We start from the raw sequence: 19,209 nt of genomic DNA on the forward strand, positions 1-19,209 counted from the left end.
CTCACCTCGTTGCCTCACCCCAGGGTAACGCCGTATGCCGTTTCGGGCATCCACTTGACAATTCGCCGATGATGTCGGTGGAAATGCCGGATCAGCTGTCGAACAGCGCTCGACGACGCAAGCGATCGGCGGCGGCCACGGCGTCGGGCACCACCTGCGCCAGGCCGCTGCCCGACAGCCACGACCCGGTCGCGGTCAGGTGGGGCACCGCGTCGATCGCGCGGCGGATGTGGTCGGCAGCGGCGTCGTGACCGCGCAACGCGTGCGGCGGCGCCGCTATGAACCGCGCGCGGTGCGCCGCGCGCACCTGCGACGCATCGAGCGTGATGCCAAAGAGGGCGGATGCCTCGTCCCGCGCGAGCGCGAACACCTCGTCGTCGCCCATCCCGGCGGTGACGCCGGCGTCGAAGCTCAGCCGCACGACGTGACGCCCGGTGCCGGCGCGATGCGCGAGCCAGCCCCACTTCGCGGTGAGGTGCAGCACGCTGCGCGCTCGGTGGGTGCCGGGAACGGTCACGACCTCCGCGCCGCGGGGCCGGTCGTTCAGCTCGGGCGCGTCGACGACCAGGGCGACGGTCTCGACAGCGGCCACGGCATCCCCCGCCGCACCCGCCGACACTCCCGGCGCGACGGCGGCGAGCAGGCGGCGCGCCCCGGCCTCGTCGCATGCGACGACGACGGCATCGAAGGTCTCGGGGCCGGGCGCCTCGTCGCTCGCGTCCAGCTCGGCGTCAGCGGTCACGACGGCCCAGGCGTCGCCGGTGCGCTCGAGCGCGGCGACGGTCGTGCCGCAGCGCAGTTCGGCGTCCCGCTGCTGCAAGCGCTGCGCCAAGGCGTCGACGAGACGGCCGGCTCCCCCGACGAGACCACGCACGTGCGCGCCCTCGGTCCGCACCGCGGCGACGGCGCCCGACAGCGACCCGGTGCGGGTCAGCGCGGCGTTGAGCCCGGGGGCAGCGACATCGACATCGATGCGATCGGGCGTCGTGCCGAACACGCCGGCCGTCAGCGGAGCGACGAGTCGGTCGAGCACCTTCTGCCCCATGCGCGTGCGCACGAGTTTGGCGAGGTCCTGCTCATGCCCGATGGTCAGCGGCGGCCGCAGCCGGTCGGCGTATGCGCGCCACACGCCGCCGGTGCCGAGGATGCGCCGGCACTGATCCGAGAACATGTTCTCGGGAATGCCCAGCACCGTGTCGTCAGGCAGGGGCGCGGCATCAACACCCGGCACTCCCGCGACCCAGCGGGTCTCGGTGTCGGGCACGACCAGTGCGTCGGCAAGCCCCAGATCGCGCAACCGGTCGTCGAGCGCCGGGGTGACGCTGTCGACGCCCATGTCGACCGGAAGGCCATCGAGCTCGACCGTGCGCGCAGTGCCGCCGAGCGCGTCGGAGGATTCGAACACAGTGACGTGCGTGCCGACCTTCGCGCACTCAAGGGCGGCGACCAGGCCCGCGACGCCTCCCCCGATCACCGCGATGCGAATGGATGCGGCATGCCCGGCGAGTTCGCCGAGCGGAACGGATTCGGGATCTGCGGGGGCCACGGGCCTATTGTCCCATCCCTGCGTCAGCGCCGCCTGGACGGGGCGCCGCCCGCTTGCGAGACTGGAGGCATGGCCCTGCACCTCACCGCCGACGACGCAGCCGACGACCTGCTCACCCGCAACCCGCTGTCCCTGCTGATCGGGATGCTGCTCGACCAGCAGATCGCGATGGAGACGGCGTTCGCGGGGCCGCTGAAGATCGAGCAGCGGGTGGGGCCGGTGGATGCCGCGACTCTGGCCGACTACGACCCGGAGGAGCTGATCGCTCTGTTCCGGCAGACACCGGCCGTGCACAGGTACCCCGGGTCGATGGCCGGGCGCGTGCAAGACCTGTGCCGCGCGATCATCGAGGACTGGGGTGGCGACGCGAGCGCGATCTGGACGCAGGGAGACCCCGACGGGCCGACGGTGTTGAAGCGGCTGAAGGCTCTGCCAGGGTACGGCGAGATGAAGGCGAAGATCTTCCTCGCTCTTCTGGGCAAGCAGTGCGGTTTCGACGGCGAGGGCTGGCGCGCGGCATCCACCCCCTACGGCGACGAGGGCACGCTGCGCAGCGTCGCCGACATCACGAGCCCGGAGACCCTCGCACGGGTGCGCGAGTTCAAGCGCGAGATGAAGGCGGCGGCGCGGGCGGCGAAGAAGGGCTGACGCGGCCGCCGATTGTCACGGCATCCACCCCTCCCGTCGGAGCGCGCTGTGCCCTAGCCTGGGCACAAGGAGGTCGAGGTCATGAGCGAGAAGATCGTGGTCGGACTTTCCGCCGCACCCGTGTCAGAGCGGGTCGTGACATGGGCGGAGCAGCATGCGAAGGCGCTCGGGCAGAGCGTCGAGCTGGTCACCATCGTCGGCGGTGGCGTGGGCGCGGTCGGCGAAGACAGCATCGCCCAGACCGCGCACGAAGCTGCCCAGCAGATGCTCGCCACACACGCCGCACGCCTGAAGGAGGCGGGAGTGGATGTCACGGTCCGCGTCGAACGGGGCAACCCGGTGGCCGTGCTGGTCGAGGCATCGGAGGGTGCCACGCTGCTCGTGATCGGCAGCGATTCGAAGGGGCCGGGGTCGGGATCGGTGCGCGGAGCGCACGGCATCCGGATCAGTGCCGCCGCGAAGAGCCCCGTGGTGGTCGTGCCTGATTTCGATGTGTCGGGGCGCTCGGGCGTGCTCGTCGGCACCGACGGCTCAGAGGTGTCGGCAGCCGCCGTGCGGTTCGCGGCGATCGAAGCCGTTCGGCTGGGCGAGTCGCTGACCGCGCTGAGCGTCTGGACTCCGATGCCGATCCCCGGTCCGCTCAGCGGCTACCCCGAGCCGTATCTCGATGACATGCAGGGAGTCACCGCCGAGATTCTGCGCGGCGCGCTCGCCTCGGTGCGTGAGGAGCACCCCGACCTCGAGATCGTCGAGCGCGTGGAGTGCGGGTATCCGTCGACGATCATCACCGAGCTCGCGCACGACGCGCGCCTGGCCGTCGTCGGCAGCCACGGCCGCGGCGCGTTCGCCCGACTGCTGCTGGGCTCGATCAGCCACGAAGTGCTCGCGCGGTTGGGTACGGTCACCGCGATCGTGCGCTGAGCGGGGTGGATGCCGCGGCGACCGCCGCCGCTCGAGGATGCTCTCGACCAGCTGACGTGCCTCATCAACACTTCGACGTCTCGCCGCCTTCGCGCGACGTCGCGGATTCCCGCCGTGTCTCTGCTCCCGGCACTCTCCATTTGCGTAGTGAACCTCCCGTTCACACAGCCGAATGGTGCCCGCTGCCGCGGCCGGTGCCCTGCGAGGGACGCCGGCGGGCTGTGTGAACGGGAGGTTCAATGCCGTTTTCGGGCATGTGGCTGAGCTCTCGGGTGCATCCTGCGAATCCCTCGCAGCCACGGCGTCCTTCGCTCAGCCCCGCGCGCGCAGCTCGCGCTTGAGCAGCTTGCCGCTCTGGTTGCGCGGCAGCTCGTCGATGAACTCGACCTGCTTGGGCACCTTGAACGGCGCGAGCATGCCCTTCACGTGCGCGATCAGCTCGTCGGGCGCGACCTCGACACCATCGCGGCGCACGACGAAGGCCGTGATCGCCTCGATCCAGCGCTCGTCGGGCATGCCGACCACCGCGACTTCGGCGACCGCGTCGTGCGTGTAGAGAGCGTCTTCGACCTCGCGCGAAGCGACCAGGATGCCGCCCGTGTTGATCACGTCTTTGATCCGGTCGACCACGGTGATGAAGCCCTCGGCGTCGCGCGTGACGAGGTCGCCGGAGTGGAACCATCCGTCGCGGAACGCCTCGGCGGAGGCCTCCGGGTCGTTCCAATACCCGTCGCACAGCTGCGGCGAACGGTAGAGCACCTCGCCGGGTTCGCCGTCGGGCACATCCTGGCCCGCGGCATCCACCACCCGCGCCTCCACGAAGAAGACCGGTCGTCCGCACGAGGCGGGTCGCTCTTCGTGCTCTTCGGGGCGCAGCACGGTGGCGAGAGGTGCGACCTCGGACTGCCCGAAGCAGTTGTAGAAGGCGAGGTCGGGGTAGCGTCCGCGCAGGCGCTGCAGCACCGTCACCGGCATGATGGACGCCCCGTACTGCGCCTTCGTCAACGACGACAGGTCGCGGGTCTCGAGGTCAGGGTGGTTCGCGAGTGGGACCCAGACCGTCGGCGCGAGGAACAACGACCCGATCCGCTCGGACTCGACCCGCTCGAGGATCTCCGGGACGACGGGGGCTCCCAGCAGCGTGACGCTGGCGCCGATCGACAGGTACGGCATCATGAACACGTGCATCGCCGCCGAGTGGTACAGCGGCATGCAGACGAGTGGCTTGTCGTCGGTGGCGAGGTCCAGCGCGATGACGCACGAGACGTACTCGCTCACCAGCGCGTGGTGGCTCATCATCGCGCCCTTGGGCTTCGAGGTCGTGCCCGAGGTGAACAGCAGCTGCACCAGCTCGCTCCCGTCGGCGGCGTCGACGAAGACCGGGACGGGTCCGTCGGTCGCCGCCTCGAGGAGCGACCCCTCGCCCCCGCGCAGCGGCACGACGTCGTCGATGCCCAGCGCGGCGCAGACGGGGGCGGATGCCTCGGCCAGCGCCGGATCCACGAGCACCAGCCGCGCACCCGCGGTCTCGAGCAGGTACTGCAGCTCGGCGCCGCGCAGCGCGTAGTTGATCGGCACATGCACGAGCCCGGCGCGGGCGCACGCGAGGAACGCGATGAGGTACGCGTCGGAGTTCGTTCCGTACGCAGCGACGCGGTCGCCGCTGGCCGCGCCTTTCGCCTGCAGCCAGGCCGCCGTTCGTGAGACGGCGTCATCGAGCTCGCGGTAGGTCCAGGCCCGGTCTTCGAAGGTCAGGGCGGTGCGGTCAGGAGTACGTGCGGCGCTGCGGCGGAGGACGCCGTCGACGCTGTCGGCGCGGGGGTTCATGCCTGAAGCCTACTGGCGGGCCGCGGCATCCACCCCGCCCCTTCGGTCGTCACGGATTACCGTCTCCGCGCGGAAAAACCGCAATCTGTGACGACTGAGTGCGCGCTCAATCGTCAGAGCCCGGCACGCCCGCTGGGAACCCCTGGAGCCCGCCGCGCAGCGCCGCGAACGCCCGGGCGCGCATCTCCGCGCGCCCGCGACGGATCTGCGCCGTCGACATCTCCCGACGCACCGCGTCGAACGGCCACCAGTCGACGAGGTGCACAGTCTCGGCGAGCAGCCAGGCGGCGACCGCGGTGTCGCGCTCGCCCACCGTCGGCGCGAGCGCGCCCGCGATCACATCGCCCACATCGACGTAGTGCGCATGGAAGCGCTGGGTGAGCGTGCGGCTGGCCAACACGAGCCGGGCGAACCCCTGCCACGCGCCGTCGGGAGCGGCGAGTGCCCGGGCCGCTCCGCCGCTGCGCTCGCCCGCGATGCAATGCTCTTCGATCGCGGCCATGGCATCGGTGAGGGATGCCGCGGGCTCGAGGCTCGCGCGGATGTCGCGCAGCTGCTGGTCGAACTCATCGAAGACCAGGTCTTCTTTGAGGGCGAAGTGGTTGGTCACGGTCATCTTCGAGACGCCTGCGGCCGCGGCGATGTCGGCGATGGACGTGCCGTCGAATCCCCGCTCAGAGAAGAGGACGGTCGCTGCGTCGGAGATCCGTTTGCGCCGGAGCTGTTTGGCAGGCGAGGGCTCCCCCGCTGCCCGCGGCGAATCGGTGCTTGACGCCATGGCGAAAGCGTATCAGACTTAGGTTCCACCTAATTTAGGTCGCACATAATTCAGAAGGGTTCTCATCATGAACGATGTGGTCATCGTCGGAGGTGGGCCGGTCGGGCTCATGCTCGCCCACGAGCTGTCGCTTGCCGGTGTGCAGCCGATCGTGCTCGAGCGGGCCGGCGCCATCGATCCGACGATCAAGGCGGGTTCCCTGAACGGGCGCGCCGCCGACACGCTGCGTCGCCGCGGCGTTGCGCTCGACGCCGGCGCTTTCGGCGCACCGAGTCGCGGCACGCCTGCGGGCGCGGGCGCAGGTTCGCCCGGTGAGCGGCGATCCGGCTCGACCGGGGCTCGGGCCGCGTCCGCGCAGGCCGCGCACCCGCAGGCCGCGCGCCCGCGCTTCGTGGGCCATGTGGCCGGCATGCTCATCGGACCGGACCTGCCCCGCCCAGAGCGCCTTACCCACTCAACCCCGCCGGCGATGATCAGCCAGCAACAGATCCAGCAACTGCTCGAGCAGCGGCTGGCCGAACGCGGCGTCGAGGTGCGCCGCGGCATCCACGTGACCGGCGTCAGCCAGAACGACCAGAGTGTGCGCGTGCTCACCGACGCCGGTGACGTCGAAGCCGACTGGGTCGTCGGCGCCGACGGAGGCCGCAGCGCCGTGCGCAAGAGCGCGGGGTTCGCCTTCCCCGGACTCGACGGCATCATGACCGGTTACCAGATGCTCGTGGCCGGCGACGGACTCGACGACATCCCGATCGGCTGGACGGTGTCGCCGACCGGGGTGTTCCGCCGCATCCCGAACAACCTGATCCTCACCGCGGAGTTCGACGGCGCGCCCGTCGATCGCGACGCCGAGATCACCGCAGACGAGCTGACCGGGTCGCTGCGCCGCGTCACCGGTGTCGACGCGACGGTCACTGCCGTGATGTCGGCCACCCGCTTCACTGACAACACGCGCATCGCCGGCAGCTATCGCCGCGGACGCGTGCTGCTGGCGGGCGACGCGGCTCACGTGCACCCCCCGTTCGGCGGGCAGGGGCTCTCGCTGGGGATGCTCGACGCCGTTGCACTCGGCTGGCGCCTGGCCGGAGTCGTGGCAGGCCGACTGCCGGAGGCGGTGTTCGACGACTACGCGCGTGAGCGCCGCCCCGAGGCCGAGCGCATCATCGAGTACAGCCGCGCGCAGGTAGGGCTCATGCGCACTGACGAACGCTCGCGGGCAGCGGCACGGCTCTTCCGCACGCTCATGGACACGCCCGACGGGGCCACCGAGATGGTTCGGGTGATCAGCGGCGACGTGGTCAGCTACGCGAATGACGACGGACCGGCCGGCACGCTCGCCGATGATTGGCCCGGCGCCGAGGGCGGCTCGCTGTTCGATGCGTCCGCGGACGGGCAGGTCGTCGTGGCGGTTCGACCCGGCGTGGCTCTCGACATCGACGTGTGCACGTTCGTGACCGATGCCGCTCCCGCCGCCGTCACGGTGGTCCGTCCCGACGGCGTGATCGCCTGGGCCGGCGAGGCGTCTGACACGGCCGGGCTGCACGACGCGCTCGCCGCTCTCGGCGTGCCGGTCCCGGTGCACTGAGTGCACGCCGGAGGCATGCCTCCGGCCGCGGGCACCGCGCCCTAGACGCCGGAGAGTGGATGCCGCGGCCCGCAGCATCCACTCGTCCCGTAGTGTGCGCGGGCCGCGGCATCCACCCCGCTCATTCCGTCGTCACGGATTACCGATTCTGCGCGGAAAAGCCGTCATCTGTGACCGGCGCCGTTACCCCACGACCGGCGCGAAGCGCGCGGCGAGCCAGTCCGCGACGCCGTCGGCGTCGTTCGCGCCGATCACGTGCGTCGCGATCGCCCGCAGCTCGGGCACCGCGTTCGCGACCGCGCAGGTCTCGTCGGCAACCTCGAACAGCGGCACGTCGTTGTGGTTGTCGCCGAAGGCGACGATGCGCTCCACGCTCAGCGAACCCGCGAGCCGCCGCACGGCGCGCGCTTTGGTTCCGGTGTCCGCGTGGATCTCGAGCCAGTGCTCGTTCATGTATCCGTCGAGGGAGAGAAAGTGCGCGCACCCGGCGAGCGCCTCGGCCAGGTCGGTGCGCAGCGCTTCGAGCCGCTCACGCGTGTCGATCAGCGTGATGTAGAAGATGGATGCCGCATCCACATCGTTCCACGAGCGCAGCGGCGCCAGCCTCGGGTCGCCCTCGCGGTGCGCGACGTACCAACGAACCCCGCTCGAGCTCGACTCCGCATGCCAGCGCACACGGTCGCGCCCGCCCTCCATCGCATAGACGATCGGCTCGATGCCGACGTCGCGTGCGGCATCCAAGATCGTCGTGACGACCTCGGGCGGCATGCCCTCGACGTGCAGCGGCGCGCCGTCGTGCGGATCGGCGATCACCGTGCCGCCGTAGGTCACGAGCGGCAGGGCGAGGTCGAGCGCGGCCGTCACGCGGCGTGACGAAAGGTACGACCGGGCCGTCGCGTAGGTGAACGGCACGCCGTCGGCGACCAGCCTGTTCAGGACCTCGACGGTCCGCGCACTCAGCGTCGCGTCGCTGCGCAGCAGCGTGAAGTCGAGGTCGCTGACGTACAGGGCGGCCGCGGCATCCACCCTCCGCTACGCGCCCTTCAGCCGCTCGGCCAGGTACTGCTCGACGTTCGCGAGCGGCACGCGCTCCTGCGCCATGGTGTCGCGGTCGCGCACGGTCACCGCGTCGTCGTCGAGCGAGTCGAAGTCGACCGTGACGCACAGCGGGGTGCCGATCTCGTCTTGGCGGCGGTAGCGGCGGCCGATGGCGCCGGCGTCGTCGAAGTCGGTGTTCCAGCCGCGGGCGCGCAGGGTGTCGGCGAGCTGACGGGCCAGCGGCGAGAGCTTCTCGTTGCGCGAGAGCGGCAGCACCGCGACCTTGACCGGCGCCAGGCGCGGGTCAAGACCCAGGACCGTGCGGGTGTCGGTGCCGCCCTTGGCGTTGGGGGCCTCTTCTTCACGGTACGCGTCGACGAGGAAGGCCATCATCGCGCGGGTGAGGCCGAACGACGGCTCGATGACGTACGGGATGTACTTCTGGCCCGACGCCTGGTCGAAGTAGCTGAGCGACTGACCCGACGCCTCCGTGTGGTTAGTGAGGTCGAAGTCGGTGCGGTTGGCGACGCCCATGAGCTCGCCCCACTCCTTGCCGGCGAAGCCGAAGCGGTACTCGATGTCGATGGTGCCGTCGGAGTAGTGCGCCCGGTCTTCCTTCGGCACGTCGAGGCGCTGCATGTTGTCGGGGTTCAGACCCAGGTCGGTGAACCAGCCCCAGCACTCCTCGACCCAGTGCTCGAACCACTCCTGCGCATCGGCCGGCGGCACGAAGTACTCGATCTCCATCTGCTCGAACTCGCGGGTGCGGAAGATGAAGTTGCCCGGCGTGATCTCGTTGCGGAACGCCTTGCCGACCTGGCCGACGCCGAACGGCGGCTTCTTGCGCGAGGCCTGCACGACGTTCGCGAAGTTGATGAAGATACCCTGCGCGGTCTCGGGGCGCAGGTAGTTCAGGCCCGACTCGTCTTCGACGACGCCGAGGTACGTCTTCATGAGGCCCGAGAACTCGCGCGGCTCGGTGTACTTGCCCTTCGTGCCGCAGTTCGGGCAGGGGATGTCGGCCAGGCCGTTCTCGGCCTTGCGGCCCTTGCGCGCTTCGAAGTCTTCGATCAGCGTGTCGGCGCGGAAGCGCTTGTGGCACTGCAGGCACTCGACGAGCGGGTCGGTGAACGTCGCGAGGTGGCCCGAGGCCTCCCACACACGCTTGGGCAGGACCACCGACGAGTCGAGACCCACCATGTCACCGCGGCCGCGCACGAACGTCTGCCACCACTGCCGACGGATGTTCTCCTTGAGCTCCGTACCCAGGGGGCCGTAGTCCCATGCCGAGCGCGAGCCGCCGTAGATCTCACCGGCCTGGAACACGAACCCGCGGTGGCGGGCGAGGGCGATGACTTTGTCGAGACGGGAAGGCTCGGCCATGGTGGCTCCAATGGTCGCAAGGGGAGAAAGAGAAGAGGATGCCGCATGCAGCGGCATCCTCGATTCTATCGACGGGGGCTGGGAGACCCCGTCGCGCTCACTTGATGAACGGGATCGACAGCGGGTACATGTAGAACTGCCCCTGGTTGGCCTTCACCGCGGCGATGATCGAGAAGATGATGCGCACGATGTAGACCGCGGCAAGGATGATGAAGCCGATGATGAAGACGGCAGTGATCCATCCCACGATCTCGGCGATCAGCAGCGTGAGCTGAAAGTTCAGCGCCGTCTTCGCGTGACCGTTGATGAACGGCCCTCGGTCTTTGAGCACCAGGTAGCCGATCAGCGCCGGGATGAACTCGAAGAAGATGCCGCCGATGTGGATGAGCGTCGCCCAGAGCTTCTCATCGGCGGGGTTCATGGGCTGCGGCGCCTGGCCGTAGGGACCCTGCGGCGGCTGCTGCGGAGGCACCGGGGGCTGCTGCGGAGGAATCGGCGGAGTCGTCATGGCGCCTTATCTTAGGGTTTCCTGTGCGCGGGCGCCAGGGTGGGGGTTCCGCTCGGGGTCACAGCCGCTCTTCGCGCAGGTCGTCGATGATGTCTGCGTCAGCTCGCGCGTCGGCCGCTCGCGCTGAAATGCGCGAGCGTGAGCCCGTCGAGCAGTGAGCCCGGCTCGACATCGAGGGCGGTCGCGATGCGGATGAGCGTGTGGATGCTAGGGGTCGCCCGCCCACCCTCGTAGCTGCGGATGTTCGACGAGTCGATGCCCGTGGCCGCAGCCAGCTGGTCCTGGGTCATCTTGCGGCGCGTTCGAGCCCCGACGATCTGGGCGCCGATGTGTTCGGCGGCGGCAGAGGCGACTCGGGGCACTCATCAAGGGTCTTTGCCACCGGTACATCGCACCAGGGTGCATGTCCCCGGGTACTAGTACACTCCACAGCAGCGCGTGGAGAGGAACGACGGGTGCCCAAAGAACAGCTCGTGAAGTCGCGCCAGCGCGTGGCAGACCACGGTGAGGTCTTCACTCCGCGCTGGCTTGTCGACGACATGCTCGATTTGGTCAAGTCCGAGACGGAACGCATCGATTCGCGGTTCCTCGAGCCGGCGTTTATGCGCAAGTCGGATGTCTCACGAGACAGTGAATCGAGCGCGCCAAGGCAGTTCTATCTGGCCGCGTAGCGGTCAGCCGAGCGCCTTGTTGACGGCAGTTGAGAGCGATCGCCACGCTTCGCGTTCCGATGCATCAAGTGCTGCAGTTCCATTCGCGCTCAACCATCTCGCGAATGCGCGAGCGAGTTTCCACTTGGAAGCTCCAGGATGCTCGGCGACGAGGATCTCCATGAGAGGGCGAGCGGGTTGCTGCTGTACCGTCGCGAGGCTGTCCCATCCGAGTTCGTCGCGGGCGACCTCAGCCAGTGTCTGCCGCAGCAGATCCTCGATCTCAGCGCGCTGCACGCCGGAGATGTGGTCTCCGGTTCTCAGGATCCTCTTCGCGCTCAGTAGCTGCCAGAGCGCTTCCTGCTCAGCAGCCTGATCGCCAGCCGAATCCGAGTCCAGGAGAGCTGCCACTTTGAGGCTCTGGCTGGTGAGAATCGTGCTGTAGTAGACGACCTTGCTTGCGCTTCCGGCCGGAACAATTGCGATGTCGCTGTCCAGTGCCGGTCCGCCGTCCGAGGAGAACGCGGAGTTCAGCGCCTCGATGATGAGAAGGTCGGTGATGCCTTCCACGACCAGGTTTCGCTGGTGTGTGAACATGCTCTGCGCGAGGTCGTAGCCGAGTGCAGCCTGAAGCGGGTAGATGGACTTTGGATCGTCGACCGCAAGGCGAGTATGAACTTTAGTCCCGACCTTGCGGTCTACCATCTCGACCACCCGGACGAGGTCCAGCTCGTCCGCCCCCACCATAAAGGGGGAGTGCGTCGTATAGATGATCTGGTTCCCCTCCGCCAAGGCGGACACGGTCTTGCGGAACTCTTGCTGTTTGAGCGCGTGAAGGCTGAGGCCCGGCTCATCGAGGAGCAGGACTGCGTTCCGGAGATCGTCCTTTGCCTGCGCATGGAAGACGACGAAGAACGATACGAGCCAACGGAAGCCTTCGCTGCGCTGGTCGAGTTCGACGGGAATGCCGAGCTCATCCTCGACGAGCGTTTGAAGGTATTGCCCGTCGACGTCGAGTCGGAGCGTCAGCGAGTCGTCGTTCCACACGCGACGAATATCAGCTGTAAGGCGAGCACCAGCCGTCTGCAGCGCACGCTTGCGTTCGGTGAGCTTACGTTCATGCGCGGCAAGTGCGGCCTTGTATCGCTCCTGCTCCTGAACATCGCTGTCATAATTGACGCCCTTCTCAGGAGCGTCCGAGTCCATGTCCGACAGCTCGCGAGCTGTGAATCCGAGGAACTTCAGTAGCTGGAGGTTGCCGAAGTCGTAGTCGAGGTCAATCTCGCCGGATTCCTCACGCTCCGCAAGGCGATTCAGGTGTATGCGTGGACGCACAGAGAAGTACGAGGAGAAGTAGACGAACGGTGGCAACTTGGACAGAAGGTGCTTGCCAACAGCGTCCCGTCCCGTCGCCTCTTTGACGACCGAGTCCAGCGCATCCCAGTAGCCCTCGGCGGCAGAACCGTCCGCGAACAGCGGCAGGAGCGCATCGAGGTGGCTGCGGAGTTCATCTGCGATCTCTCCACTGATCCGATCGCTTTGGCTCCGATCTGCCCGCCAGGCAGTCAGTGTCTGCGCGGCCGCTTTCGCGTCCTCGCTCGATTGCTTCGACATCGCACTCGTGAGCCGAACGATGCTCTTGTCAACGTCCCCGAGCGAGGGCGAAGGCGGCAGCCCCGTGACGCGGTATGTGCGCTTGCCGCTGAGCCATACCGTCATCTCAAACCGGACTTCGGTGCTGTTCGCGAGAGCAAGTCCCTCGAGGTCGGTTGAATCGGGCGTCAGAACGACCTTCGCGACTGCCATCTCCGCGCGCTCCAGATTCCCACGTCGGATGTCGTCAACCATCGGTGCTGGTGCATCAAATAGCCAGTCGATGTCGGGGGTGTCTGGGGTCGGGCTGACGAGCTGGATCGCTTTCAGCAGCGCTGTCTTACCTGCCTCGTTGATCCCGACCAGGATTGTCTTGTCCGCTTCAACGCCGAACTCTCCGCTATCGACGATGCAGCGATAGTTGGTTACAACTGCTGATTCGATCCTCATCCCCGAGGCTCCTTCCGTTCTGATATTGGTTCGACGCACAGCTCATGCGCCATTTGCGGCTTGCGCGGTCAACTCTCGAAACCGGAGCTCGGGTCGAACTTGAGAACGCGCGCGTTCTCGGAGATCGTGCGCACCTCGCCCTCGTCGAAGCCGTCTCCCTTGCTGGCCTGGATGTCGATGGTGATCTCGAGCTTGGCGCCGGCGCCGGCGAGGCGGTCGATGATCTCGCGAGTCACGTTTCCGATGTCGCGCGAGTACCGGTCGGGATCGACCTTCACGGAGCCGAAGTAGCGGCTCGGGGGTCGCGGCGCGAAGCTCTCTTCGCTCGATCCCTCCCCGTCTCCGTCGTCATCGATCAGGACGATGTCCACTGGGCCGATCTCTGCGGCGCCCTCCTCTGCTGCGCGCCGGGCGGCTTCTCGAGCGGCAGCGGCACGATCGGCGGACACCTGCTCATCTGCCGTGTTCCAGTCCACGAGGAGCGTGCTGTCTGTCACCTGGAGCGCGGCGGTGTGCGCCGGCGGAACGATCAGTCCGCGGTAGCGACCGGACTCGGCGTCCTTCGCCGTCGCGATCGCGAACTTCTCGCCGTCGACGAGCACGGAGTTCAGCGAGCGCTCGATCGCGGAGTCGAGGGTCTCGCGGCGAACGAGTCGGGGCAGATAGACGTAACGAGTGAAGTAGCCCCACAGTTCGCCGACGCTGATCTCGCCCTTGTCGCGCCACAGCTGCCCGAGCTCCTGGTGGAGGGTCGCTCCGAGGATCGGCGCTCCAAGCTCGGTGACGAGCTGATCGTCGCGGGACAGCTTTGCGGCGACGCGCTCGGCGAGGGAGCGGCCGCTCGAGTCGGGCACCTTGTCCGCGATCAGCTCGAACGGCTTGGTGGCGTCGAATTGTTCGGGGTAGACCGCCCACACGAAGGTGTCGCGGATGCGGTCCGAGACGGTCCGATCCAGGCGCGTGACCCAGTCGTCGGTCTGCTTTCGCTGCTGCACCGACAGGTTGAGGCTCTCGCTGGTCGCCTGCACGCGTTTCCACGCGAGGTAGCTGCGCGCGGCGGCCTCCAGGCTCTCCAGCTCGCTCTTATCGGCCACCAGGAACACGAGAGTGTTGCGGTGCACGCGCTGGCTGGCGCCCTTGGTCTCGATCGCGTCGCGCACCCACTGGTGGGCTGAGGAGTTGGCGCCGTCGGACTTCCGCCGCGAGTGGCGCGGGTGGACGATCACCAGGCGCGCGTCTTCGAGGTCGGGGATGTCGGCGTTGGATGCCGGCGCGACGTGCACTCGATCGAACACGCCGCGCGCCCGTTCTTCGCTGCGGAGTCGTTCGGTGATCTCGTTCCACACAGTTTCGACGTCCTCGCGGAGTCGCTCGGCATAGTCGTTCGCGGTCTTCGTCACCGACGGCTGCGTGTCGAACCAGTAGTGGCCCTGCTCCTCGTAGAAGTACGTCGACCTCTGCGCGAGCAACTCGATCGCGCTGCCGAAGTTCCCGAGGGTATCGCCTGGGATGGCGGTGCCGAGCCAGACGTACTGCTTGTCGAGGCCCTTCCGCGACGCTTTGATTCGTGGGGCAGCGCCCATAAAGATCGTTCGCGCGATCCGCTGCGTCACGAACCGCTGCCCCAAGTTGGGGCGATCCAGATCGATCTGCTGCGCCATCGACCCAGGGCCGTCGATGTCAGAGTCGATGATCGGCTTCCACTGGTCCTCGAGGTACTGGGTGAGGTCCGTGTTGACGGTCGTCGCCTCCAGCGGGACGTTGCCGGGGAGGATCAGCGGGGACGTGTCGTTGGATGCCCACAGTTCGTGCACGATCGACGACACGAGCTTGAGCACGCCGCGAGTGCGCTGGAACCGCTCCAGCGTGGACCAGTCCTCGTACAGGCGGTCCAGCAGCTCAGGGTGCAGCGGGTACGAAGCCCGGATGCGCTGTTCGTAGTCGTCGCTTGGGGCTGCGGCATCCCGTGGGAACAGTGCAGTGTTGCTCCGGTACAGAGTGACGAAGCTACGCGCAACGGCGGAGATCGTGGTCAGACCCTCAGCGTTCGGTGCCTGGAAGAGCCGGCGGCGGACGATTTCGAAGGACTCGTCCTTACTCGACGGCCGCCACTGGTCGGCTACGCGGCGGATCACGTTCTGCAGTCGTTCCAGCGCGAGCTGGCCGTTTGCGCCACCGATCTCGATATCGCTTCCGCTGCCCGCTTCGCCGGTGTCGGATGCTGGGATCGAGACGACGAGCATCGCGCCGGGCACCGATCGGACGACTTCGGTCAGGGACTGCGCGAACGTGAACTGCGTCTCGAACGAACCAGACGGAAGCTCCTTGTCTGTGACCAGCTGCCGCGCGTAGGCGACCCATTCGTCGATCAGGATCAGCGCCGGCGAGTACTTCGCGATCAGCGTCCGCAAGGCTTCGCCTGGGTTCGTCCCGGCGCGGTCGTCTTCAGCGATGAGGTCGTACGCTTCGCGGCCGCCGAGCTGCCAGGCGAGTTCGCCCCAGAGCGTACGCACCTCGGTCCCGTCGTCCTTAATCAGCGGCGATCCCGCCTTCAAGTACGTGCCGACGAGCGCGACGCGCTTCACGCCCAGCGTCGCAAGGTCGGGGTTCCCCGTCTCGGCGATGAGCTCCTGCAGCTCCTGCGGAAAGTCCTTCGCGGGTGTGCCGCTGAAGAGGTGGTAGAGAGCGAGCATCGAGTGCGTCTTGCCGCCACCGAAGTTGGTCTGCAGGTTGACGACCGGGCTCGCGTTGCCGTCTCCGCCGCCCACGCGTCGGAGCGCGCGCGACAGCAGATCCCGCAGACCTTCCGTGAGGTACGTACGGGTGAAGAACTCGACCGGGTCGCCATACTCGGGGCTCGTCGCCTGACCTGTTCGCACGAGATGCAGGTCGGCAGCGAACTCGGATGCCGTGAACTCGCCGCGTGCCACATCGTCGTGCGGGCGGATCACCTCGCGCCAGGGCCGCAGACCCGAACCCGGGTCGAGGGTCACTGTCGTCCGCTTGACCTGCTTGCGCGTCTGATCCTCGAAGACGGTGCGCTGCAGGTCGACGCGGAGCTTGCGGACGTCCTCAGCGGAGTCGACCGCGCCGACGGCATGGAGCAGTCGCTCGATCGTGTCGAGCGCGCGCGCCGCGTCATCAGAACTGAACGGCTCGTTGTGCGCCCACAAATTTCGCGTCTCGCGCAGTTCGGAGCCGAAACCCTGTTGCGCACGCGACAGCACGTCCTTGAAACGGTAGCCCTGCTCGGTGATCGCGCGAAGCTGCACCTGGACATCGTGCTTCGTAAACGTTCGGGCGGGCCCACCCCGTCGCTGAGCGTCTTCTTGCGCCCACGCGGCGGGCCAATCCGACGTGCCGTAGGCGGCGGTCATCACTTCATCGACGGAATCAAGCAGTCCCTCCGACAACAGGTCGAAGGCCTTGCCCACGCGGTCACGGTTGTTCATCGCCATCGAACTCAGTCCCCATCCTCATCGAAGTCGAACGCCTGCTGAACGGCCCGCGGCGAACCGGCGTGCTTCCGCGCCTGCTCGTTCACGTCACCCCACGCACTCACCAACCCGTTGAACAGGATTGCGTCCTTGGTGTCGCGCTTCTTCTCCGCCTCATGGAAGAGCAGGAAGCCGAGCTCCTTCACCGCGTCGAGGTTCACCCGTGTCTGCACTGACGGAAGCAATCCGGCGACTTGATCGGCACCGTGCTTCGTCATCACCGCAGCCAAACGCACGGTCGCCTCCCAGACGCTGACACGCTCGTCGGCGCCCACATCCCACGCGTCTTCCAGCTGAGTCGGCGAGAGAAGGCGTGCTTTGCCGCCTTTCGCCTCGAAGATGCCACCGCGCTCAAGTGCCCCGATCGAAGTGTCGGACGAGCGTGCCAGTTGGTCAGCAATGCCGGAGTTCTCCTGCGTCCAGCCGTACTGGCGGTACCACTTGACCGCGAAACGAGTGTCCGGGTCGAAGTCAGCCTCCTGCTCGCCGATCACTTCATCGAGGGTTGCGTTGACGAGCAGCAACGCATCTTTGACAGACATGTCAGAGCCGTCTGCTTCTCGCACGCGAGAGTAGCGCGAGAACACCGAGATGCCCGGCCCGATCGCAGCCTGGGCGAGATCGACCGGGGCAATCGCTCCTTGCATCAGTGTTCGCAGCGCTGTCGGTAGCTCGTGTTTCAGAGCTGCGACGAACGCGCGGCGTGTGGTTGCGGGCGCGTCGGCCGCTCGAGGGCGGCACGCGAGAACGATCGAGGAAGCAAGGGCATTCATCGACTGAGACATCATCCGACTAGACATTTCACTCCGCATTGGCCACGTCGCGGTGATCTCCCAACCAGCCTCGATCAAGCCATCCAGCAGCGTGTGCCATCCGGTGGACGTTGTGCCTGCCCCGCTCGAATCTTGCTGCTTGTAGGCGTAGTAGACGGTGAGGGGAACTTGCGCGTTGGCTCCCTGGCGCATGCGAGCGAAGACCGCATTGAACCCATCAATGAAGAACTTCTCGGCACCCGACTTGCCTGCGTGGCGATAGGGATTCGCGACTAGCTCCTCCAACTTCGGCGTCTGTAGTGTCGCGACGGCGCTCGGCTGGATCGTCCCGAGGGTGCGGCGCAGCCAGACGTAGAAGAAGTCTGAGAGGTCGGAATAGCCGATGTTGTCGTAGTACGGGGGATCCGTCGAAATCACGAACCCTGCGTAGTCGCGGGTGGCGGCGTCAGCCTGGTTGACGACTCCAAGACCCTTGCTCGGTGCCTTGGCCAACGCCTTTGCGACCCACTCCACCTGCCCGAGGAAGTTCCCCGTGGACGATGAAAACGGGTTGCTCTCAGTGAAGTCCCACGCCATCGGGATTGCCTGTCGACCGAAGACATTCCGCATCTTCTCGCCGGTGTTGTGCCAACTGCAGAGGTTGGACGAGTAGTCCGTCGTGCGGCTCACCCCGAGTGCGAGGTAAGTTGCGACAGCATCCGCATATGCTTCGGCGCCGTCACCACCATCTTCGAGTCGCGAGCCCGCCGCGTCTCCGGCCTCCAGAGCGTCGTTGAGAGCTTTCGCACGCGCGTCGGTCACCAAGTCGCTGAGTGTCGTGAGCGTAACCAACTGCCGGTTGGTGAACAGGTCAGCCCACTCCGTCATCCCATAGGTCTGAGTCTTGATGTCCCGTGGGTAGTAGCCGATCTTCCCATCGGGAACGTTCTCGGGTCGACTCACGTCTGCGGTATCTGCCTGAACCTTCGAGGCCGACACATAGAGGCGGCTGCGGATCCCCTCTCCGACGACGGCAATGAGGCGTGCACCGATTCGCCCTGCCCGGCCCTCTTCGCGGATGTAGTTCAGTGACATTGGGGTACCGTCGCCGACGGCATGGCCGCCCTTACGCCCTACCGTCCCATCTTCGTCTCCGAGAGGACCGTTGGCGTCATGCCTCACCTCGTACCGGACTTCGCCATCGACGACCGACGCGTGAACCCACGCCTCCTTTCCCTTCTTCTTACTCAGCCACCACGTCTTTACAAGTGGGACCTCAATCGGGTTGGCAGGGTTCGGGTTCGCTACAGTTCTCGCCCAGATCCAGGCGATCACGGTGTGCTCGGTCCCGTCGGGTGCGGTGACCTTTGGGTAGAGGTGTCCGACGCGCCGCTGTGCCTCGTCTCGCATCCACTCTCCGTATCGGCGCACGTCTTCGGCGAGGCCGTCTGACCCGGCCCAGCCATTGCGAGTCGCAGCGGCGCCTGGAAAGACCGGCGGTCGGCCGGCGAACCTGGGTGGAAACTCGATCAGCGCTTTGTTGATTAGGACGGCGAGCGGGTTGAGATCGCTCGCGAAAGCGTCCAAGCCGAGCCGCTGCGCTTCAAAGGGAATCGCGCCACCGCCTGCGAACGGGTCGAGCAAAGGTGGCAGCTCGCCCCCGTTGCTCCTGCGAATCTCGTGTCGTGCTTGGCTGAGGAGGGTCTCATCGTCGCTGTTCTCCCACACGACCAGCTGCTCGAGAAGTCTGTGAAGTCGGGCACGTTCGGCGTCTTGCTCCTCGACGGTGGGAAACTCTTCTGGTCGAGACGCGGGGTCGTCGACGAGTTGCGCAAACAGGACTGCGCGTGCTGCCGCTAGTGGGCGGCGCGCCCAGTAAAGGTGCAGGGTCGAAGGATGCCCATGACGGATGGACTTCTCTCGCGATGCCTCGGCGTTGATGGCTTCGAGCGGCAGAGATGTCTCGATGAGCTTCTTCTTTGGCGTTGCGTTCACTGGTGCATCTCTCGTGGCTAGGTTGGTCGGCTCGACCGGGC

At 67.1% G+C, this 19,209-nt stretch carries 14 protein-coding genes; 4 read left to right on the top strand and 10 right to left on the bottom strand.

Annotated features, from left to right (window positions below; all coding sequences use genetic code 11):
• Nucleotides 1–91 precede the first annotated feature (91 nt).
• On the bottom strand, nt 92–1,546 hold the full coding sequence (locus PU630_RS14045) for a protoporphyrinogen/coproporphyrinogen oxidase (RefSeq protein ID WP_275277677.1): 1,455 nt from the start codon (nt 1,544–1,546) through the stop codon (nt 92–94).
• Nucleotides 1,547–1,615: 69 nt separating this feature from the next.
• Here PU630_RS14045 and PU630_RS14050 point away from each other — a divergent pair, with 69 nt between their 5' ends.
• On the top strand, nt 1,616–2,194 hold the full coding sequence (locus PU630_RS14050) for an HhH-GPD-type base excision DNA repair protein (RefSeq protein WP_275277678.1): 579 nt from the start codon (nt 1,616–1,618) through the stop codon (nt 2,192–2,194).
• Between the two features lie 81 nt (nt 2,195–2,275).
• Nucleotides 2,276–3,115, top strand: a complete 840-nt coding sequence (locus tag PU630_RS14055; RefSeq protein WP_275277679.1) for a universal stress protein — start codon at nt 2,276–2,278, stop codon at nt 3,113–3,115.
• A 312-nt stretch (nt 3,116–3,427) separates the two neighbouring features.
• On the opposite strand, the gene PU630_RS14060 is transcribed toward PU630_RS14055, so the two are convergent.
• Nucleotides 3,428–4,942 (bottom strand): fatty acyl-CoA synthetase, encoded by a 1,515-nt coding sequence (locus PU630_RS14060; protein WP_275277680.1) that lies wholly within the window; start codon nt 4,940–4,942, stop codon nt 3,428–3,430.
• A 106-nt stretch (nt 4,943–5,048) separates the two neighbouring features.
• Nucleotides 5,049–5,720, bottom strand: coding sequence for a TetR/AcrR family transcriptional regulator (locus PU630_RS14065; RefSeq protein ID WP_275277681.1), 672 nt, complete (start codon nt 5,718–5,720; stop codon nt 5,049–5,051).
• A gap of 67 nt (nt 5,721–5,787) precedes the next feature.
• Between PU630_RS14065 and PU630_RS14070 the strand changes: the two genes are divergently transcribed.
• Nucleotides 5,788–7,302: an FAD-dependent monooxygenase gene (locus PU630_RS14070; RefSeq protein WP_275277682.1), complete on the top strand. Its 1,515-nt coding sequence runs from the start codon at nt 5,788–5,790 to the stop codon at nt 7,300–7,302.
• Between the two features lie 183 nt (nt 7,303–7,485).
• On the opposite strand, the gene PU630_RS14075 is transcribed toward PU630_RS14070, so the two are convergent.
• The 4 genes from PU630_RS14075 to PU630_RS14090 all read right to left on the bottom strand — a co-directional run bounded on the left by PU630_RS14075 (nt 7,486) and on the right by PU630_RS14090 (nt 10,593).
• Nucleotides 7,486–8,328: an HAD family hydrolase gene (locus PU630_RS14075; RefSeq protein WP_275277683.1), complete on the bottom strand. Its 843-nt coding sequence runs from the start codon at nt 8,326–8,328 to the stop codon at nt 7,486–7,488.
• Between the two features lie 6 nt (nt 8,329–8,334).
• A complete protein-coding gene (locus tag PU630_RS14080; RefSeq protein WP_275277684.1) occupies nt 8,335–9,723 on the bottom strand; it encodes a glycine--tRNA ligase in 1,389 nt (462 codons plus the stop codon).
• Nucleotides 9,724–9,820: 97 nt separating this feature from the next.
• Nucleotides 9,821–10,231 (bottom strand): DUF4870 domain-containing protein, encoded by a 411-nt coding sequence (locus tag PU630_RS14085; protein ID WP_275277685.1) that lies wholly within the window; start codon nt 10,229–10,231, stop codon nt 9,821–9,823.
• Nucleotides 10,232–10,329: 98 nt separating this feature from the next.
• Nucleotides 10,330–10,593, bottom strand: coding sequence for a helix-turn-helix domain-containing protein (locus tag PU630_RS14090; protein WP_275277686.1), 264 nt, complete (start codon nt 10,591–10,593; stop codon nt 10,330–10,332).
• A gap of 93 nt (nt 10,594–10,686) precedes the next feature.
• Between PU630_RS14090 and PU630_RS14095 the strand changes: the two genes are divergently transcribed.
• Complete coding sequence (locus PU630_RS14095) at nt 10,687–10,902, top strand: hypothetical protein (protein WP_275277687.1); 216 nt, start codon at nt 10,687–10,689, stop codon at nt 10,900–10,902.
• A gap of 3 nt (nt 10,903–10,905) precedes the next feature.
• On the opposite strand, the gene PU630_RS14100 is transcribed toward PU630_RS14095, so the two are convergent.
• The 3 genes from PU630_RS14100 to PU630_RS14110 form a co-directional block, all read right to left on the bottom strand.
• Nucleotides 10,906–12,924, bottom strand: coding sequence for an AAA family ATPase (locus PU630_RS14100; protein WP_275277688.1), 2,019 nt, complete (start codon nt 12,922–12,924; stop codon nt 10,906–10,908).
• A 68-nt stretch (nt 12,925–12,992) separates the two neighbouring features.
• Nucleotides 12,993–16,382: a DUF499 family protein gene (locus tag PU630_RS14105; protein WP_275277689.1), complete on the bottom strand. Its 3,390-nt coding sequence runs from the start codon at nt 16,380–16,382 to the stop codon at nt 12,993–12,995.
• Nucleotides 16,383–16,387: 5 nt separating this feature from the next.
• Nucleotides 16,388–19,168 carry a DUF1156 domain-containing protein gene (locus PU630_RS14110; protein ID WP_275277690.1) on the bottom strand — a complete coding sequence of 927 codons (2,781 nt, stop codon included), beginning with the start codon at nt 19,166–19,168 and terminating at the stop codon, nt 16,388–16,390.
• Nucleotides 19,169–19,209 lie beyond the last annotated feature (41 nt).

This window comes from Microbacterium horticulturae (genome assembly GCF_029094505.1).
Taxonomy (GTDB): Bacteria; Actinomycetota; Actinomycetes; order Actinomycetales; family Microbacteriaceae; genus Microbacterium; species Microbacterium horticulturae.

Bases quoted from the DNA above. Each gene is read 5' to 3' on its own strand.
- PU630_RS14065 (WP_275277681.1), bottom strand. From the start codon at position 5,720: ATGGCGTCAAGCACCGATTCGCCGCGGGCAGCGGGGGAGCCCTCGCCT.
- PU630_RS14055 (WP_275277679.1), top strand. From the start codon at position 2,276: ATGAGCGAGAAGATCGTGGTCGGACTTTCCGCCGCACCCGTGTCAGAG.
- PU630_RS14085 (WP_275277685.1), bottom strand. From the start codon at position 10,231: ATGACGACTCCGCCGATTCCTCCGCAGCAGCCCCCGGTGCCTCCGCAG.
- PU630_RS14060 (WP_275277680.1), bottom strand. From the start codon at position 4,942: ATGAACCCCCGCGCCGACAGCGTCGACGGCGTCCTCCGCCGCAGCGCC.
- PU630_RS14080 (WP_275277684.1), bottom strand. From the start codon at position 9,723: ATGGCCGAGCCTTCCCGTCTCGACAAAGTCATCGCCCTCGCCCGCCAC.
- PU630_RS14070 (WP_275277682.1), top strand. From the start codon at position 5,788: ATGAACGATGTGGTCATCGTCGGAGGTGGGCCGGTCGGGCTCATGCTC.
- PU630_RS14100 (WP_275277688.1), bottom strand. From the start codon at position 12,924: ATGAGGATCGAATCAGCAGTTGTAACCAACTATCGCTGCATCGTCGAT.
- PU630_RS14105 (WP_275277689.1), bottom strand. From the start codon at position 16,382: ATGGCGATGAACAACCGTGACCGCGTGGGCAAGGCCTTCGACCTGTTG.
- PU630_RS14050 (WP_275277678.1), top strand. From the start codon at position 1,616: ATGGCCCTGCACCTCACCGCCGACGACGCAGCCGACGACCTGCTCACC.